The sequence below is a fragment of the Cupriavidus sp. SZY C1 genome, from assembly GCF_032190535.1.
Taxonomy (GTDB): Bacteria; Pseudomonadota; Gammaproteobacteria; order Burkholderiales; family Burkholderiaceae; genus Cupriavidus; species Cupriavidus pauculus_C.
In genome coordinates, this window is record NZ_JAUANU010000004.1 from 118,001 (window position 1) to 135,273 (window position 17,273).

Genomic DNA, 17,273 nt, shown 5'->3' on the forward strand with positions numbered 1-17,273 from the left:
TTCCTTGGCCTGCTTGATGCCGGAGACCACGTCCTGCACGCGCTTGCGGTTCAGGTCCGACACGCGCACCGGGCGGGTGGCCTTGCGGGGCGCGCCCGAGGTGGAGGCCTTGACGCCCAGTGTCTTGCGGCCGGAGGTATTGCTGTCTGTCATATCTTTCCAAGCGCTCGCGCGCTGGCCATCGGAGGATCAGATGGCCAGCGCGTCGAGCAAATCCTGTTCCACTTGAATCTGCAATCGGTTGTCGGCGGTCAGGCGCGAGCCATCGACCAGGAACACGTCTTCCACGCGTTCGCCGAGGGTGTTGATGCGCGCCGAATGGACGGACACGCGGTATTTGGCCAGCACGCGGGCAATGGCGTACAGCAGGCCGGTGCGGTCGTTGGCCGACACCGACAGCAGGTAGTACTGGCCGCGCTCGTCGGGGCGCAGGTCCACGCGCGGCTTGATCGGGAAGCTGCGCGACTGGCGCGACAGCCGGCCCTGCGTCGGCTCGGGCAGCGGGCACTCCAGGCGCACGCGCTCGGCCAGTTCATGCTCGACCAGCGCCAGGATGTCGCGGTAGTCGCCGGCCAGGCCGGGGTCGGTGATCTGGAACGTGTCCAGCGCGTAGCCGTCGCGCGTGGTCTCGATCTTGGCATCCTGGATCGAGAACGCCTTGCGCTCGAAATAGCCGCAGATGCGCGCGAACAGGTCCGGCTGGTCCTTGATGTAGACCACCACCTGCAGCCCCTCGCCGGCGGGCGACACGCGGGCCTTGACCACCGGGTTGGCGCTGTTGACCTGGTTGAACAGGTGCCGTGTGACCCACGCGATGTCGCGCGCATCGTGCCGCATGAAGAACGACATGTCGAGCTTGTCCCACAACGGCTTGGCCAGCTCGGGGTCGAACGCCTTCAGGCGCAGCTGGGCGATGGTGTCGTCGCGCTTCTGGGCCCACAGCGAGTGCTGGTCCAGCCGGGCGCCGCCCAGCACGCGCAGCGTGATGCGGTACAGGTCTTCCAGCAGCTTGCCCTTCCAGGCATTCCACACCTTGGGGCTGGTGCCGCGGATGTCGGCCACGGTCAGCAGGTAGAGCGCGGTCAGGTAGCGCTCGTTGCCGACCACGTCGGCAAACGCCTTCACCACGTCCGGGTCCGTCAGGTCCTGCTTCTGGGCCACGTGGCTCATCGTCAGGTGGTGCTCGACGAGCCAGGCGATCAGGTCGGTGTCCTCGCGGGAGATGCCGTGCTGCCTGCAGAAGCGCCGCGCATCGACGGTGCCGAGCTTCGAATGGTCGCCGCCGCGGCCCTTGGCGATGTCGTGGAACAGCGCCGCCACCCAGAGCACCCACGGACGGTCGAACCCGGCCATCAGCTGGCTGCAGAACGGGAATTCGTGGGTGTGCTCGACGATGGCGAACCGGCGCATGTTGCGCACGACCATCAGGATGTGCTGGTCCACGGTGTAGACGTGGAACAGGTCGTGCTGCATCTGGCCGACGATGCGCCGGAAATTGATCAGGTAGCGGCCCAGCACGCTGGTCTGGTTCATCAGCCGCAGCGCGTGGGTGATGCCCTGCGGCTCCTGCACGATGGCCAGGAACAGCTTGCGGTTGACCGGATCGTTGCGCCAGCTTGCGTCCATCACGGTACGCGCGTTGTACAGGCCGCGCAGCGTGCGGGGCGACAGGCCCTTCACGCCCGGGGTGCGCTCGTAGAGCAGGAACGTTTCCAGGATGGCGTGCGGCTCGCGCTCGTAGAGGTCGTCGCTGGTGATCTCCAGCATGCCCTGGCGCTCGACGAACCGTTCGTTGATCTCGCGCGTGACCATCGACTCGCTCGGAAATAGCATGGCCTCGATGTTCAGCAGCAGCACGCTGTTGAGCTGCGTGACCGCCTTGGCCGCCCAGTAATAGCGGCGCATGAGCTGCTCGCTGGCGCGCTTGTGCGTGGTCTGGCGGTAGCCGAACGATTCGGCCAGCGCGGTCTGCATGTCGAAGACCAGCACGTCCTGGCGGCGGCCGGCCAGCAGGTGCAGCCGGGCGCGGATGGTGCGCAGCAGCCGCTCGTTGCGGGCCAGTTCCTGCGACTCGCGCTCGGTCAGCAGGCCGCGCTCGAACAGTTGCTTCCAGCTATCGCCCAGGCCGGCCGCCTTGGTCATCCACAGGATCACCTGCAGGTCGCGCAGGCCGCCGGGGCTTTCCTTGCAGTTCGGCTCCAGCGCGTACGGCGTGTCCTGGTACTTGGCGTGGCGCTGGCGCAGTTCCAGCAGCTTGGCCTGGAAGAAGTCGGCCGCGTCCATGTCGGCCTGGTAGCGCTGCTGCAGCTCGCCGAACAGCGGCCTGCTGCCGGTCAGCAGCCGGGCTTCCAGCAGCGACGTACGGATGGTGATGTCGGCGGCGGATTCGCGGATGCAATCGTCCACGGTGCGCACCGACGAGCCGATCTCAAGGCCCAGGTCCCAGCACAGGCCGATGAAGCGCTCCAGGCGGCTGGCCGTGTCGGCATCGGGCTCGTCGCGCAGCAACAGCAGCACGTCGACGTCGGAATGCGGGAACAGCTCGCCGCGGCCGTAGCCACCGACGGCCACCAGCGCGGCCGAATCGGGCAGTTCCAGCCCGGTCCAGGCGTCGATCAGCGCGGCATCGACGGCGCGGCGCAGCCGGGTGACCAGCGGCATCACCTGGTTGCTGGCGTCGAATTCGGCAAACAGGGCCTGCTTGGCGGCCTTGAGCGCGTCGCGTATGCGCTGGCAGAGCAGCAGTTCCGGCGTGGTGTCCATGGGCGGTTCGAAGGTGGGCGCGGGCACGGCTGGAAGAAGAAAGGGCGCCTTGGTGGGCGCCCTGGCTATCGGTGCGGGATCAGGCCGCTACGGTGTCGGTGATGAAGGCCGGCGGCACGGGCGAGCCTTCGGACAGCGTCAGCACCTCGTAGCCGGTCTCGGTCACCAGCACCGTGTGCTCCCACTGGGCCGACAGGCTGCGGTCGCGCGTCTTGACCGTCCACTGGTCGGGCATCGTGCGGATGTCGCGCTTGCCGGCGTTGATCATTGGCTCCACGGTGAAGATCATGCCGGTCTTGATCTCCATGCCGGTGTTCGGGCGGCCGTAATGGAGGATCTGCGGGTCCGAGTGGAATACCTTGCCGATGCCGTGGCCGCAGTACTCGCGCACCACGCTGTAGCCGGCGCCTTCCGCGTGCTGCTGGATGGCGTGGCCGATATCGCCAAGCCGGGCGCCGTTGCGCACCTGCTGGATACCCTTCCACATGCATTCATAGGTCACCTGCGCCAGGCGCTTGGCCAGGATCGATGCCTCGCCCACCACGAACATGCGGCTGGTATCGCCGTAGTAGCCGTCCTTGGTGATGACCGTGATGTCGAGGTTGACCACGTCGCCGCCCTTGAGCACGCGGTCGCCGGGAATGCCGTGGCAGATCACGTCGTTGACCGACGTGCAGATGGCGCCGGGGAAGGGCGGGTAGCCCGGCGGCGCGTAGTTCAGCGGGGCCGGCACGGTGCCTTGCACGTCACGCATGTAGGCGTGGCAAAGGCGGTCGAGTTCGCCGGTCGTCACGCCGGCCTTGACGAACGGGGTGATGTAGTCGAGGACTTCGGAGGCAAGGCGGCAAGCCACGCGCATGTGGGCGATGTCTTCGGCGGTATTGATATGGATGCTCATGCTGCTTCGCCTGAAATGTGATGGCCCAGCCACTGACTGCGCCTGAAACTGTTCGCAAAGCGGGATTATCTCACCTTCGTGACGAGAAAGCAGGGATTTGCGGGGCGGGCCTGGGCCGCCGATCCGCGCGGGGCCGTCCTTGTGCATCGCAATAGGGGCTTGAGCGACCGGCCGCTTTGTTGTTACAATCGCGGGCTGACTTGCCGTGGGTCCGGAATCGGGCTGCGGGGGTCGGTAAATCGAACTGTTTGTAAATCGCTGGTCCGCCCATCCGGGGTGTTCCTTTTCAGGAATGTCGGGGCGGACTTCAGACTAAACCCTTTTGGAGTCCCTCACATGTCCGTGACCATGCGCGAAATGCTGGAAGCCGGTTGCCACTTTGGCCACCAGACCCGCTTCTGGAACCCGAAGATGGCCCCCTTCATCTTCGGTCATCGCAACAAGATCCACATCATCAACCTCGAAAAGACCCTGCCGATGTTCCAGGACGCGCTGAAGTACGTGCGTCAACTGGCAGCAAACCGCGGCACCGTGCTTTTCGTGGGTACCAAGCGTCAGTCGCGCGAGATCCTGGCCGAGGAAGCCGGCCGCGCCGGCATGCCCTACGTCGATGCCCGCTGGCTCGGCGGCATGCTGACCAACTTCAAGACCGTCAAGATCTCGATCAAGCGCCTGAAGGACATGGAAGCCGCCAAGGAAGCCGGCGCGCTGGAAACCATGAGCAAGAAGGAAGCGCTGATGTTCGAGCGCGAGATGGAAAAGCTGGAAAAGTCCATCGGCGGCATCAAGGACATGGGCGGCGTGCCTGACGCCATCTTCGTGGTGGACGTCGGCTACCACAAGATCGCCGTGACCGAAGCCAACAAGCTGGGCATCCCCGTGATCGGCGTGGTCGACACGAACCACACGCCGGAAGGCATCGATTACGTGATCCCGGGTAACGACGACTCGAGCAAGGCCGTGGCCCTGTACGTGCGCGGCGTGGCTGACGCCATCCTGGAAGGCCGCGCCAATGCGGTCCAGGAAGTGGTGGAAGCCGCTCGCGGCGACGACGAATTCGTCGAAGTCCAGGAAGGCTGATTGCCCGCTGGCGCCTGAGGCCGGGACACACCGGCCGCCGGCGCCCGCCCTGCGGCAACCAAGAAAGGGGGCACTTCTGGCGCCCCCTTTTTGCAAACAGATTCAGTTGTCATCCGCCGCGGATAGCATCTGCCCCGGATGAAGCCAACCAAATCAAGGAGTGACAAATGGCGGCAATTACCGCAAGCATGGTTGCAGAACTGCGCGCAAAGACCGACGCGCCGATGATGGAATGCAAGAAGGCCCTGACGGAGGCCGACGGCGACCTGGACAAGGCTGAAGAGCTGCTGCGCGTGAAGCTGGGCAACAAGGCCAGCAAGGCCGCGTCGCGCGTGACCGCCGAGGGCATCGTGTCGACGTACATCGACGGCACGACCGGCGCGCTGGTCGAACTGAACTGCGAAACCGACTTCGTGTCGAAGAACGACGACTTCCTGGGCTTCGGCGCCAAGGTTGCCGAGCTGGTGGCCAAGCAGGCTCCGGCCGACGTGGCAGCCCTGTCGGCCCTGGAACTGGACGGCTCGACGGTCGACGCCGTGCGCGCCGCTCTGATCGGCAAGATCGGCGAGAACATGACGATCCGCCGCTTCGTGCGCTACGCCAACGGCGGCAAGCTGGCTTCGTACCTGCACGGCACCCGCATCGGCGTGATGGTCGAGTTCGACGGCGACGAAGTGGCCGCCAAGGACGTGGCCATGCACGTGGCCGCCATGAAGCCGGTGTCGCTGTCGTCGGAACAGGTGCCCGCCGAGCTGATCGCCAAGGAGCGCAGCATCGCCGAGCAGAAGGCTGCCGAGTCGGGCAAGCCGGCCGAGATCGCCGCCAAGATGGTGGAAGGTTCGGTCCAGAAGTACCTGAAGGAAGTGTCGCTGCTGAACCAGCCGTTCGTGAAGAACGACAAGCAGACCGTCGAGCAGATGCTGAAGGCCGCCAACACGACCGTGAAGGGCTTTACGCTGTTCGTGGTGGGCGAAGGCATCGAGAAGAAGCAGGACGACTTTGCCGCTGAAGTGGCTGCCCAGGTGGCCGCCGCCCAGAAGGGCTGATGTCCGGGTGGCGGGGCGGGTTTCCCTGGCGGGATGCCCGGCCTGCCACCGTATAATGCCGAGGGGCGCCGAAAGGTGCCCCTCTGCACAAGTGCGGGCGCCACGGCGCCGGCACCAGTCAGTTTTCGCAGTCACCGGCGATCTACGCGTTTTTTAGCGGCGCGTTGCACGCAGATGACGGCGAAAACCGGCTTTCGAGCTGTCTAGCAGTCCATATTCATGCGCGGCCGGTGCGCAGTTGCGTTGTGCCGCCCGCGTCCATCCATCCGTTCAAACGAGCGATCTAGAACCTGCCCGAGGGTGAACATGCCAGCCTACAAGCGCGTCCTTCTGAAACTGTCCGGTGAGGCCCTGATGGGCGACGATGCCTTCGGCATCAACCGGGCGACCATCGAAGGCATGGTCAACGACATTGCCGAAATCGTGAAGCTGGGCGTCCAGGTGGCCGTGGTCATCGGCGGCGGCAACATCTTCCGCGGCGTGGCCGGCGGCGCGGCCGGCATGGACCGTGCCACGGCCGACTACATGGGCATGCTGGCCACAATGATGAACGCACTGGCCCTGCAGGACGCCATGCGCCACGCCAACATCGAGGGCCGCGTGCAGTCGGCCCTGCGCATGGACCAGGTGGTCGAGCCCTACATCCGCCCCCGCGCCATCCGCCAGCTTGAAGAGGGCAAGGTGGTGATCTTTGCCGCCGGCACCGGCAACCCGTTCTTCACGACCGACACGGCCGCCGCGCTGCGCGGGTCGGAAATCGGCGCCGAGATCGTGCTGAAGGCCACCAAGGTGGACGGCGTCTACACGGCCGACCCCAAGAAGGACCCGAGCGCCACCCGCTACGCCACCATTTCGTTCGACGAAGCCATTTCCCGCAACCTCCAGGTCATGGACGCCACCGCCTTTGCGCTGTGCCGCGACCAGAAGCTGCCGATCAAGGTGTTCTCGATCGTGAAGCCGGGTGCCCTGAAGCGCGTGATCCTGGGTGAGGACGAAGGTACGCTAGTGCACGTTTAATCGGCGCGGACCGCATCAGAATGCGGATTCGGTCCGGCCTGAGAGTAGAATGTTTCATTTTCGATCCCGCCGTGCGGGGTCCTGTCTGGCAGTTTCCCGGAGGTAAACATGACCGTCGCCGACACCAAGAAGAGCGCCGAGCAGAAAATGCAGAAGTCGATCGAAGCCTTCAGGGCCGATCTGGCGAAAATCCGTACCGGCCGTGCGCATACCGGCCTGCTCGATCACGTCCAGGTGGATTACTACGGCTCGCTGGTGCCGATCAGCCAGGTGGCCAACGTCGGCCTGGGCGACGCCCGCACGATTACCGTGCAGCCGTGGGAAAAGAAGATGGTGCAGGCCGTGGAAAAGGCAATCCGCGACGCCGACCTGGGCCTGAACCCCGCCACGATGGGTGATGTCATCCGCGTGCCGATGCCCCCGCTGACCGAAGAGCGCCGCAAGGAGCTGATCAAGGTGGTCAAGAGCGAGGCCGAGGGTGCCAAGGTGGCCGTGCGCAACCTGCGTCGCGACGCCAACGAGCAGTTCAAGAAGCTCGTCAAGGACAAGACCATCTCGGAAGACGACGAGCGCCGCGGCGCCGACGACGTCCAGAAGCTGACCGACAAGTACGTCGGCGAAATCGACAAGCTGGTCGCCGAGAAAGAGAAGGAGATCATGACGGTGTAAGGCCGTCCCGGCGGCACGTCCGCCGGGGTAGCTCCCACTGTCGGCCAATCCATGCAGCATATCAGTTCGACGCTCGGCGTTCCCGATACCACCTATGTGCCACGACACGTTGCCATCATCATGGATGGCAACGGCCGCTGGGCGACGCAGCGTCATCTGCCGCGCGTGGCAGGCCACACCCGGGGCCTGGATACTGTGCGCGACATCGTCCAGGCGTGCGCCGCGCGCGGCGTGCAGTACCTGACGCTGTTCGCGTTCAGTTCCGAGAACTGGCGGCGCCCGGCCGACGAAGTGTCGTTCCTGATGCGCCTGTTCATGACCGCGCTGCGCCGCGAGGTGGTGCGGATGCACGCCAACAACATCCGGCTACGCGTGGTGGGCGACCTGGTGCGCTTCAGCCCCCGCATCCAGCAGATGATCAAGGACGCGGAGGCCCGCACGGCCGCCAACACCGGCCTGACCGTGACCATCGCCGCCAACTACGGCGGGCGCTGGGACCTGCTGCAGGCCATGCGCAAGATGCTGGCCCGTTCGCCGATGCTGGACAGCGAATCGGTCGACGAATCGATGCTGGCGCCGCACCTGGCCATGGCCTATGCGCCCGAGCCGGACCTGTTCATCCGCACCGGCGGCGAGCAGCGCATCAGCAATTTCCTGCTCTGGCAGCTTGCCTACACCGAGCTGTATTTCACCGATACGTTCTGGCCCGATTTCGACGCCGCCGAACTCGACAAGGCCTTTGCTTCCTACCGCCAGCGCGAGCGCCGCTTTGGCCGGACCAGCGCCCAAGTGGTGGCGCCGGGCCTGTCGGGAACGGCCTGAGCGCGGCCATCCAACCTCCACGGGAACCGCAGCCGCATGCTTCTGACCCGCGTTATCACCGCCGTATGCCTGTTGCTGTTGATCCTACCGATCCTGTTCCTGGCGCCGCCCACGGCGCTGGCGGTGCTGGTGGCGATCATCGTCCTGCTGGGCGGATGGGAATTCGCCCGCCTGATCGGTCTGCGCCGGCCTTGGACCTATGTCTACGCCGCGGCCTGCCTGCTGGCGTTGCTGGCGTGGCACCTGGCGCCGTCGGGCTACGCGATCGACTGGCTGCTTGAAGCGTCGCTGGTGGCGTGGGGCGTGGCGGTGGTGCTGCTGGCCCGGGGCGTGCGCAAGGCCACGCCGGGTTTCACGGCGCTGGGTGCCGTGCTGGGGCTGATCATGCTGCCGGCCTTCGGCCACGCGGTGATGGTGCTGCGTGCCGCCGGCGTGGGCGTGCTGCTGAGCGCCGCCGTGCTGGTCTGGGCGGCCGACGTGGGCGCCTATTTTGTCGGCAAGGCCATCGGCCGGCGCAAGCTGGCGCCGACCATCAGCCCCGGCAAGTCCTGGGAAGGCGCCATCGGCGGCTGGCTGCTGGCGATGATCGTCGCGCTGGGCCTGGCGGCCACCCATACGTTTGCCCCGACCTGGTATTCGCTGGTGGCGGACAAGGGCGGCCTCGGCCTGCTGGCCGTGCTGACGACTCTGCTCGTGGCGGCCAGCGTGGTGGGCGACCTCTTCGAATCCCTGCTCAAGCGGCAGGTCGGCATCAAGGACAGCAGCCGGCTGCTGCCCGGCCACGGCGGCGTGCTCGACCGCATCGACGCGCTGATCCCGGTGCTGCCGCTGGCGGCGCTGCTGCTGGCCTGGGTCTGATCAACTGAATTCCTCCGTCATATGCAACGCATTACGATTCTGGGCGCCACGGGTTCCATCGGCGAAAGCACACTCGACGTGGTGCGCCGCCATCCGGACCGCTATACCGTGCACGCGCTCAGCGCTCATCGGCAAGTGGACAAGCTGGCCGCCGCCTGTGCCGAATTCCGGCCCGCGCGGGCGGTGGTGGGGTCCGCCGAGGCCGCGGGCGAGCTGGAAGCCAGGCTGCGCGCGGCCGGTGTGCCTACCGAGGTCAGCCACGGCCCGGAAGCGCTGGAGTCGATCGCCTCGGACGCCGGCACCGATGCCGTGATGGCCGCCATCGTCGGCGCGGCCGGCCTGCGGTCGTCGCTGGCCGCCGCCCGGGCGGGCAAGCGCGTTCTGCTGGCCAACAAGGAATCGCTGGTCATGTCCGGCGGCATCTTCATGGATGCGGTGCAGCATCACGGCGCCACGCTGCTGCCAATCGACAGCGAACACAACGCGATCTTCCAGTGCCTGCCGACCAGCGACCCGCGCTATGGCGCCGGGGTATCGAAGGTGCTGCTGACGGCCTCGGGCGGGCCGTTCCGGACGCGCGATCCGTCCACGCTGCACGACATCACGCCCGACCAGGCATGCGCCCATCCCAAGTGGGTCATGGGCCGCAAGATCTCGGTGGATTCGGCCACGATGATGAACAAGGGGCTCGAAGTCATCGAGGCCCACTGGCTCTTTGGCGCGCCGGCGGACAAGATCGAGGTGCTGATTCACCCGCAGAGCATCGTCCATTCGATGGTGGCCTATGCCGACGGATCGGTGCTGGCCCAGCTCGGCAATCCGGACATGCGCACGCCGATCGCCTACGGCATGGCCTATCCGGAGCGGATCGACTCGGGCGTCACGCCGCTGGACCTGACGGTGGTCGGCGGACTGCATTTTGAGACTCCGGACCTTGAGCGCTTCCCGTGCCTCGGGCTAGCCTTCGATGCATTGCGTGCGGGCGGCGTGGCGCCGGCCGTGCTGAACGCGGCCAACGAGGTCGCCGTGGAGGCGTTCCTGGCCGGTAGTATCCGGTTCACGGACATCGCCCGGCTGGTGGCCGGGGTGCTGGAGCAGCCCGCCGACGGCGACGCCGGATCGCTGGAAGGCGTGCTGGCGGCCGACGCCGCCGCACGGGACGCCGCCCAGGCGCTGCTGAAATCATTGGCCAGCCGTTGACCACCGTCGCGGCCCGGCCCGGATCTGGAAAGGGGGATTTGCCATGCAAACCGTGATCGCGTTTATCGTCGCCCTCTGCGTCCTGATCTTCGTGCACGAGATGGGCCACTACCTGGCCGCCCGCGCCTGCGGGGTCAAGGTGCTGCGGTTCTCCATCGGCTTTGGCCGCCCGCTGGCGCGCTGGGTCAGCAAGGGCCGGGACCGGACCGAATGGACGCTCGCGGCCATTCCGCTCGGCGGCTACGTCAAGATGCTGGACGAGCGGGAGCGGGATCCGGAGACCGATCCGCCCATCGATGCCGCCGAACTGCCGCGCGCGTTCAACCGGCAGCCGGTCGGCAAGCGGTTCGTGATCGTCGCGGCCGGTCCGCTGGCCAACTTTGCGCTGGCCATCGCGCTGTATCTGGTGCTGTTTGCCGGCGGCATGCGCGAGCCGGTGCCGGTGCTGTCGACGCCCGCGGCCGGCACGGTGGCAGCCGAGGCCGGGGTGCGGGACGGCGACCGAGTGCTGTCGCTGGCGGCGAACGGCCAGACCGAGCCGGTCCGTTCCTGGAACGACCTGCGCATGGCCGTGTTCGCCCAGGGTTTTGGCGATGCCCGCGCGGTGCTGCGGGTGCGGGGCGCCGACGGCGCCGAACGCGACGTCACGCTGGGCCGGCTGCCCGATACGGGCGGCAATCCGGAACAGGATCCGCTGGCCACGCTGGGGCTGGCGCTCAAGGGCGGCCCCGTCACCATCACCGAGATCGTCGCCGATTCGGCCGCCCAGCGGGCTGGGCTACGCGCCGGTGACAAGGTACTGGCCTGGCAGGGCCAGCCGCTGACGCAGGCCGGGGAGCTCATCCGGGGCGTGCGCGCACGGCCGGGGCAAGACGTTACGCTCGGCATCGAACGCGGCGGACAGCGGCTGGACGTGGCCGTGAAGCTGGACGCCGCGCCCGGCGGCAAGTCCGACGCGGACGGCACGCCGGCGGCCACGGTCGGCAAGCTGGGCGCCGCGCTGAACCAGGCGGTCCAAACCGAGGTCGTGCGCTACCCGTTCGCCCAGGCGCTGGCCCGGGCGGCGGATCAGGTCTGGGACACCAGCACGCTGTCCCTGAAGCTGCTTGGGAAAATGCTGGTGGGGCAGGCGTCGCTGCAGAACCTGAGCGGTCCGCTGACCGTGGCGGACTACGCCGGACGCGCCGCCAACATGGGCTGGCAGCCGTTCGTGAGCTTCCTGGCGCTGGTCAGCGTGAGCCTCGGTGTACTGAATTTGTTACCCATTCCGGTGCTGGATGGGGGGCATTTGCTGTATTATTGCGTGGAATTTTTGACTGGCAGGCCTGTACCAGACCACTGGCAAGCGATGCTGCAGAAGGTCGGCATCGCGTGCATCTTGCTCCTGACCTCACTCGCTTTGTTCAATGACGTCAGCCGACTGTTTCTTGCGCGCGGCTAGTTTCGTGCAGCCGGAAACGTCTGTCGGCCGGGGGCGGTCGCATCCTGAGGGGATTTCCCCCGTCGGGCGGGAACGGTCGTGCCGGTATTGTCAGGCGTAGCTGCAATCGGCGTTGGAGCCAACACCCTGCATGAAATCGATGAGGAAGAGGGGATCGACTTTGATCAGAAATAAGCGCATCTCGCTGAGCTTGCTGACGAGTGCCATTATTGCGGCCTGGAGCCCGGTGGGCTGGGCCGCCGATCCGTTTGTGGTCAGGGATATCCGCGTGGAGGGCCTGCAGCGCGTGGAGCCGGGCACGGTCTTCGGCTACCTCCCCGTGCGCGTCGGCGAAACCTTCACCGACGACAAGGGCGCCGATGCCATCCGTGCGCTCTACAATACCGGCTTTTTCAAGGACGTGCAGATCCGCGCCGAGGACGGCGTGCTGGTCGTGCAGGTCGAGGAACGTCCGGCCATCTCGCAGCTCGAATTCGTCGGCATCAAGGAATTCGACAAGGACACGCTGCGCCGCTCCCTGCGGGCCGTGGGCGTGGCCGAGGCGCGCTACTACGACAAGGCGCTGATCGACAAGGCCGAGCAGGAACTCAAGCGCCAGTACGTGGCGCGCGGCTACTATGCCGCCGAGGTCCAGACCACCGTGACGCCGGTGGACCGCAACCGCGTGTCCGTGGTGTTCAACGTGGAAGAAGGCCCGGTCGCCAAGATCCGCCAGATCAATATCGTCGGCAACAAGGCGTTCAAGGAAAGCACGCTGCGCGACGAAATGCAGCTTTCCACGCCGAACTGGCTGTCCTGGTACACCAAGAACGACCTGTACTCGAAGCAGAAGCTGACGGCCGACCTGGAAGCGCTGCGCTCGTACTACCTGAACCGCGGCTACCTGGAGTTCCAGATCGAGTCGACGCAGGTGTCGATCACGCCGGACAAGAAGGACATCTACCTGACCCTCAACATCAACGAGGGCGAGCAGTTCAAGGTGTCCGATGTGCGCCTGGCCGGCGAGCTGCTGGGCAAGCAGGACGAGATGCAGAAGCTGCTGCAGCTCAAGAAGGGCGACATCTTCTCGTCCGAGAAGCTGACGGCCAGCACCAAGGCCATCACCGACCTGCTCGGTACCTACGGCTACGCATTCACGACGATCAACCCGCAGCCGCAGATCGACAAGGAGAAGCGCGAAGTGGCGCTGACCCTGATGGTCGACCCGGGCCGCCGCGTCTATGTGCGCCGCGTGAACGTGGTGGGCAACAGCAAGACGCGCGACGAAGTGGTGCGCCGCGAAATGCGCCAGATGGAAAGCTCGTGGTTCGACAGCGAGAAGCTCCAGCAGTCGCAGGCCCGTATCAACCGTACCGGCTACTTCACCGACACCAACATCACGACCGAGGACGTGGCCGGCGCGCCCGACCAGGTGGACGTGAACGTCAACGTGACCGAGAAGCCGACCGGCCAGATCAGCCTGGGCCTGGGTTTCTCGTCGACCGACAAGCTCGTGCTGCAGGCCGGCCTGCGCCAGGACAACGTGTTCGGCTCCGGTACCAGCCTGGGCCTCGACGTGAACACGGCCAAGTCGTTCCGGACGATCGCGCTGACGCAGTACGACCCGTATTTCACGGTGGACGGCATCAGCCGCTCGACCGACATCTACTACCGCACGTCGCGCCCGCTGTACTACACCGGTGACCAGGACTACAAGATCGTCTCGGCCGGCGGTGGCTTCAAGTTCGGCGTGCCGTTCTCGGAAAACGATACCGTCTTCTTCGGCATCGGCTACGAGCGCACGCAGGTGCACACGTCGGTCAATACGCCCAGCCAGTACACGGCCTGGCTGCAGAAGATCGGCAAGAACAGCGGCGACCCGATCAACAACTTCCCGTTCACGATCGGCTGGGCGCGGGACCGCCGCGACAGCGCGCTGATCCCGACCAAGGGCCCGTACACCCAGGCCAACCTGGAAGTGGGCGTGCCGGGCGGCGACACCCAGTACTACCGCGCCAGCTTCCAGCAGCAGTACTTCTACCCGCTGTCCAAGGCGTTTACGCTGGCCTTCAACGGCGAGGTGGCGTACGGTCACGGCTACGGCGACACGCCGTTCCCGGTGTTCAAGTACTTCTACGCCGGTGGTATCGGCTCGGTCCGTGGCTACCAGACCAGCACGCTCGGTCCGAAGGACCAGAACGGCAACCCGGTGGGTGGTGCCTCGAAGCTGATCGGTAACGTGGAATTCGTGTTCCCGCTGCCGGGCTCGGGCGTCGACCGCACGCTGCGCCTGTTCACGTTCTTCGACTTCGGTAACGTGTACCAGGAAGGCGCGCCGATCACGTTCAGCGACCTCAAGTATTCGACCGGTTTCGGTATGTCGTGGCTGTCGCCGATCGGCCCGCTGAAGGTCAGCATGGGCTTCCCGCTGAAGAAGGACGATACCGATCGCGTGCAGCGATTCCAGTTCCAGATCGGTACTGCATTCTGATCCCCACGAAGGATTCTGTTTTATGAAACGCCACACCCCACTGATCAAATCCCTGAGCGCGGCCGCGCTGGCCGCGGCGGCCCTTTGCGCGGCAGCCCCGGCGATGGCTCAGGAGGCGCGCATCGCCGCGGTGAATTCGGAACGTATCCTGCGCGACTCGCAGCCCGCCAAGGCGGCCCAGGTCAAGCTCGAGCAGGAGTTCTCCAAGCGCGACCGCGAACTGCAGGACATGGCCCAGAAGATCAAGGGCATGGCCGACAAGCTCGACAAGGACACGGCCGTGCTGGCCGACGCCGACCGCCAGCGCCGCCAGCGCGAGGTGGCCGACCTGGACCGCGAATTCCAGCGCAAGCAGCGCGAGTTCCGCGAAGACCTGAACCAGCGCCGCAACGAGGAACTGGCCCAGGTGCTGGAGCGCGCCAACCGCGTGATCCGCCAGCTGGCCGAGCAGCGCAAGTACGACCTGATCGTGCAGGAAGCGGTCTACGTCAATCCGCGTATCGACATCACCGACGACGTGATGAAGGCGCTGAACGCCGGTTCGGGCAAGTAAGCGGCGGCCGTCTGACGACCGTCTACGCTTTTTTCAAGGAAGTACCGCCATGCAGACACCCACACTGGGTCAGCTCGCCACCGAGAACGGCGCGCAGGTTGTGGGTGATCCCGACCTGCCCGTGGGCGGCCTGGCGCCGCTAGACCAGGCTGGCCCCGGCGACCTGTCGTTTCTCTCCAATCCGCTCTACCTGGCCCAGGCCGTGGCGTCGAAGGCCGGCGCGATCATCGTGTCGCAGGCCGACCTGGAGCGCATCCGCGCAGACGGGCAGGCCGATGGCCGCAACTGGCTGGTCGCGCGCAATCCTTACGTCTGCTTTGCCCGCGTGGCGCAGCGCTTCGACCGCGCCGCCAATGCTGATCCGCGTGTCGGCATCGACGCACGTGCGACGGTGTCGCCCGATGCCACGGTCCCGGCCTCGTGCTATATCGGCCCGAACGTCGTGATCGAGGCCGGTGCGCGGCTGGGCGAGCGGGTGCGCGTGCTGGCAAATGCCTTTATCGGCGCAGCCGCGGAGATTGGCGAAGATACGCTCATTTACGCGAACGTTTCTGTCTATCATCGTTGCGTGGTGGGTGCGCGCAACATCCTGCACAGCGGGGCGGTGATTGGCGCCGACGGCTTTGGCTTTGCGCCCGACATCGGGCCGGCCGGCGTGGCGTACGTCAAGATCCCGCAGGTGGGACGCGCGGTGCTTGGCGACGACGTGGAAATCGGCGCCAATACCTGCGTGGATCGCGGGGCGATGGCCGATACCGTGATCGAGGAAGGCTGCAAGATCGACAACCAGGTACAGATCGCCCACAACGTGCACGTGGGCGCCCATACCGTGATCGCCGGCACGGCGGCCGTGTCGGGCAGCACCAGGATCGGACGGTTCTGCGTGATCGGCGGCGCGGCGAACTTTTCAGGGCATCTGACGATTGCCGACCGGACCACGGTGTCCGGCGGCACGTCGATTACCAAATCGATTACAAAACCCGGTGGCCATTTCACCAGCGTGTTCCCGTTCACGTCGCATGGCGAGTGGGAGCGCAATGCGGCAATCGTGCGCGGGCTGTCGAAGCTGCGCGAGCGCGTCGTGCAGCTCGAGCGCCGGCTGCGCGGCGACGCCAGCGGGTCCCATGGCAACAAACAAGACGAAGAGAAATCATCATGACAGCCTCCGATATCGACATCCGCAAGATCCTGAAGCTGCTGCCGCATCGGTACCCGATCCTGCTGGTCGACCGCGTGCTGGAGTTCGAGCCGCAGAAGCGGATCAAGACCCTGAAGAACGTGACGATCAACGAGCCGTACTTCATGGGCCATTTCCCGGAACAACCGGTGATGCCGGGTGTCATGATCCTGGAGGCGCTGGCGCAGTCGGCCGGCCTGCTGACCTTTGGCGCCGACATGGAGCGCAAGGAAGGCGCGCTGTACTACTTCGTCGGCATCGACGGCGCCCGCTTCAAGCGCGTGGTGTACCCCGGTGACCAGTTGCACCTGAATGTGACCGTGGAACGCTACATCCGCGGTATCTGGAAGTTCAAGGCCAGCGCCACCGTGGACGGCGAGGTGGCTTGCGAGGCCGAACTGATGTGCACGGTCAAGCAGGCCGAAGGCTGAGCTTCCGATACCGAGCAGAACTGAACGCACAGGACAGGACGAATGACGCAAATCCATCCCACCGCACTGGTCGATCCGAAGGCCGAGCTTGCCGCCGACGTGGAAGTCGGCCCGTTCTCGATCGTCGGCCCGAACGTCCGGATCGGCAGCGGCACGCGGATCGGCTCGCACACGACCGTCGAGGGTTACACCACGATCGGCGCGGGTAACCGTATCGGCCCCTATGCCTCCGTGGGTGGCGTGCCGCAGGACATGAAGTACGCCAACGAGCCCACCCGGCTGGAGATTGGCGACCGCAACACGATTCGCGAATTCACGACGATCCACACCGGCACGGTGCAGGACCGCGGCGTGACGAGCCTGGGCAACGACAACTGGATCATGGCGTACGTGCACATCGCGCACGACTGCCAGGTGGGCAACCACACGGTGTTCTCCAGCAACGCGCAGATCGCCGGCCACGTCGAGGTCGGTGACTGGGCGATCCTGGGCGGCATGAGCGGCGTGCACCAGTTCGTGCGCATCGGCGCGCATGCCATGCTGGGCGGCGCGTCGGCGCTGGTGCAGGACGTGCCGCCGTTCGTGATCGCGGCCAGCGACAAGAGCGGCAACAAGGCCACGCCGCACGGCATCAACGTGGAAGGGCTGCGCCGCCGTGGTTTTGACGCGGGCCAGATCGCCGCGCTGCGCCAGGCGTACAAGCTGCTGTACAAGTCGGACCTGAGCTTCGACGACGCCCAGCGCGAGATTGCCGCGCTGCTGGGCCAGTCGGACGCCACGACCGCGGCGCCCCTGCAGTCGTTTGTCGATTTTCTTGCCGCCACCCAGCGCGGCATCGTGCGCTAAAG

Annotated in this window: 15 protein-coding genes; 13 read left to right on the forward strand and 2 right to left on the reverse strand. The window is 66.0% G+C overall.

Annotation, left to right across the window (positions count from 1 at the left end):
- Positions 1-189 precede the first annotated feature (189 nt).
- Entirely contained in the window at positions 190-2,763 is a 2,574-nt protein-coding gene (locus tag QTN24_RS08815; protein WP_124684145.1) for a [protein-PII] uridylyltransferase, read from the reverse strand.
- Positions 2,764-2,842: 79 nt separating this feature from the next.
- Positions 2,843-3,661 carry a type I methionyl aminopeptidase gene (gene map, locus QTN24_RS08820; protein ID WP_313836518.1) on the reverse strand — a complete coding sequence of 273 codons (819 nt, stop codon included), beginning with the start codon at positions 3,659-3,661 and terminating at the stop codon, positions 2,843-2,845.
- Between the two features lie 336 nt (positions 3,662-3,997).
- On the opposite strand from map, the gene rpsB reads away from it, so the two are divergent.
- The 13 genes from rpsB (at position 3,998) to lpxA (ending at position 17,271) form a co-directional block, all read left to right on the forward strand.
- Positions 3,998-4,741 (forward strand): 30S ribosomal protein S2, encoded by a 744-nt coding sequence (rpsB, locus tag QTN24_RS08825; RefSeq protein ID WP_124684147.1) that lies wholly within the window; start codon positions 3,998-4,000, stop codon positions 4,739-4,741.
- A 167-nt stretch (positions 4,742-4,908) separates the two neighbouring features.
- Positions 4,909-5,787, forward strand: a complete 879-nt coding sequence (gene tsf / locus QTN24_RS08830; protein ID WP_313836521.1) for a translation elongation factor Ts — start codon at positions 4,909-4,911, stop codon at positions 5,785-5,787.
- Between the two features lie 306 nt (positions 5,788-6,093).
- A complete protein-coding gene (gene pyrH / locus QTN24_RS08835; protein ID WP_124684149.1) occupies positions 6,094-6,804 on the forward strand; it encodes a UMP kinase in 711 nt (236 codons plus the stop codon).
- A gap of 108 nt (positions 6,805-6,912) precedes the next feature.
- Entirely contained in the window at positions 6,913-7,473 is a 561-nt protein-coding gene (frr, locus tag QTN24_RS08840; protein ID WP_124684150.1) for a ribosome recycling factor, read from the forward strand.
- A 51-nt stretch (positions 7,474-7,524) separates the two neighbouring features.
- Positions 7,525-8,295, forward strand: a complete 771-nt coding sequence (locus QTN24_RS08845) for an isoprenyl transferase (RefSeq protein WP_124684151.1) — start codon at positions 7,525-7,527, stop codon at positions 8,293-8,295.
- 36 nt (positions 8,296-8,331) lie between these two features.
- The gene (locus QTN24_RS08850) at positions 8,332-9,153 is read left to right on the forward strand and encodes a phosphatidate cytidylyltransferase (RefSeq protein WP_313836524.1); all 822 of its coding nucleotides are present in this window, start codon (positions 8,332-8,334) and stop codon (positions 9,151-9,153) included.
- Positions 9,154-9,174: 21 nt separating this feature from the next.
- Entirely contained in the window at positions 9,175-10,353 is a 1,179-nt protein-coding gene (gene ispC, locus QTN24_RS08855) for a 1-deoxy-D-xylulose-5-phosphate reductoisomerase (RefSeq protein WP_313836525.1), read from the forward strand.
- Positions 10,354-10,396: 43 nt separating this feature from the next.
- Entirely contained in the window at positions 10,397-11,794 is a 1,398-nt protein-coding gene (gene rseP / locus QTN24_RS08860) for an RIP metalloprotease RseP (RefSeq protein WP_313836526.1), read from the forward strand.
- Positions 11,795-11,954: 160 nt separating this feature from the next.
- Entirely contained in the window at positions 11,955-14,264 is a 2,310-nt protein-coding gene (gene bamA / locus QTN24_RS08865) for an outer membrane protein assembly factor BamA (RefSeq protein ID WP_124684155.1), read from the forward strand.
- 22 nt (positions 14,265-14,286) lie between these two features.
- Positions 14,287-14,817, forward strand: coding sequence for an OmpH family outer membrane protein (locus QTN24_RS08870; protein WP_124684156.1), 531 nt, complete (start codon positions 14,287-14,289; stop codon positions 14,815-14,817).
- A gap of 49 nt (positions 14,818-14,866) precedes the next feature.
- Positions 14,867-15,976, forward strand: coding sequence for a UDP-3-O-(3-hydroxymyristoyl)glucosamine N-acyltransferase (gene lpxD / locus QTN24_RS08875; RefSeq protein ID WP_313836530.1), 1,110 nt, complete (start codon positions 14,867-14,869; stop codon positions 15,974-15,976).
- Positions 15,973-16,425: a 3-hydroxyacyl-ACP dehydratase FabZ gene (gene fabZ, locus QTN24_RS08880; protein ID WP_019447440.1), complete on the forward strand. Its 453-nt coding sequence runs from the start codon at positions 15,973-15,975 to the stop codon at positions 16,423-16,425. The genes lpxD and fabZ overlap by 4 nt, the downstream gene beginning before the upstream one ends.
- Positions 16,426-16,467: 42 nt before the next feature.
- On the forward strand, positions 16,468-17,271 hold the full coding sequence (lpxA, locus tag QTN24_RS08885) for an acyl-ACP--UDP-N-acetylglucosamine O-acyltransferase (RefSeq protein WP_124684158.1): 804 nt from the start codon (positions 16,468-16,470) through the stop codon (positions 17,269-17,271).
- Positions 17,272-17,273: the final 2 nt, after the last annotated feature.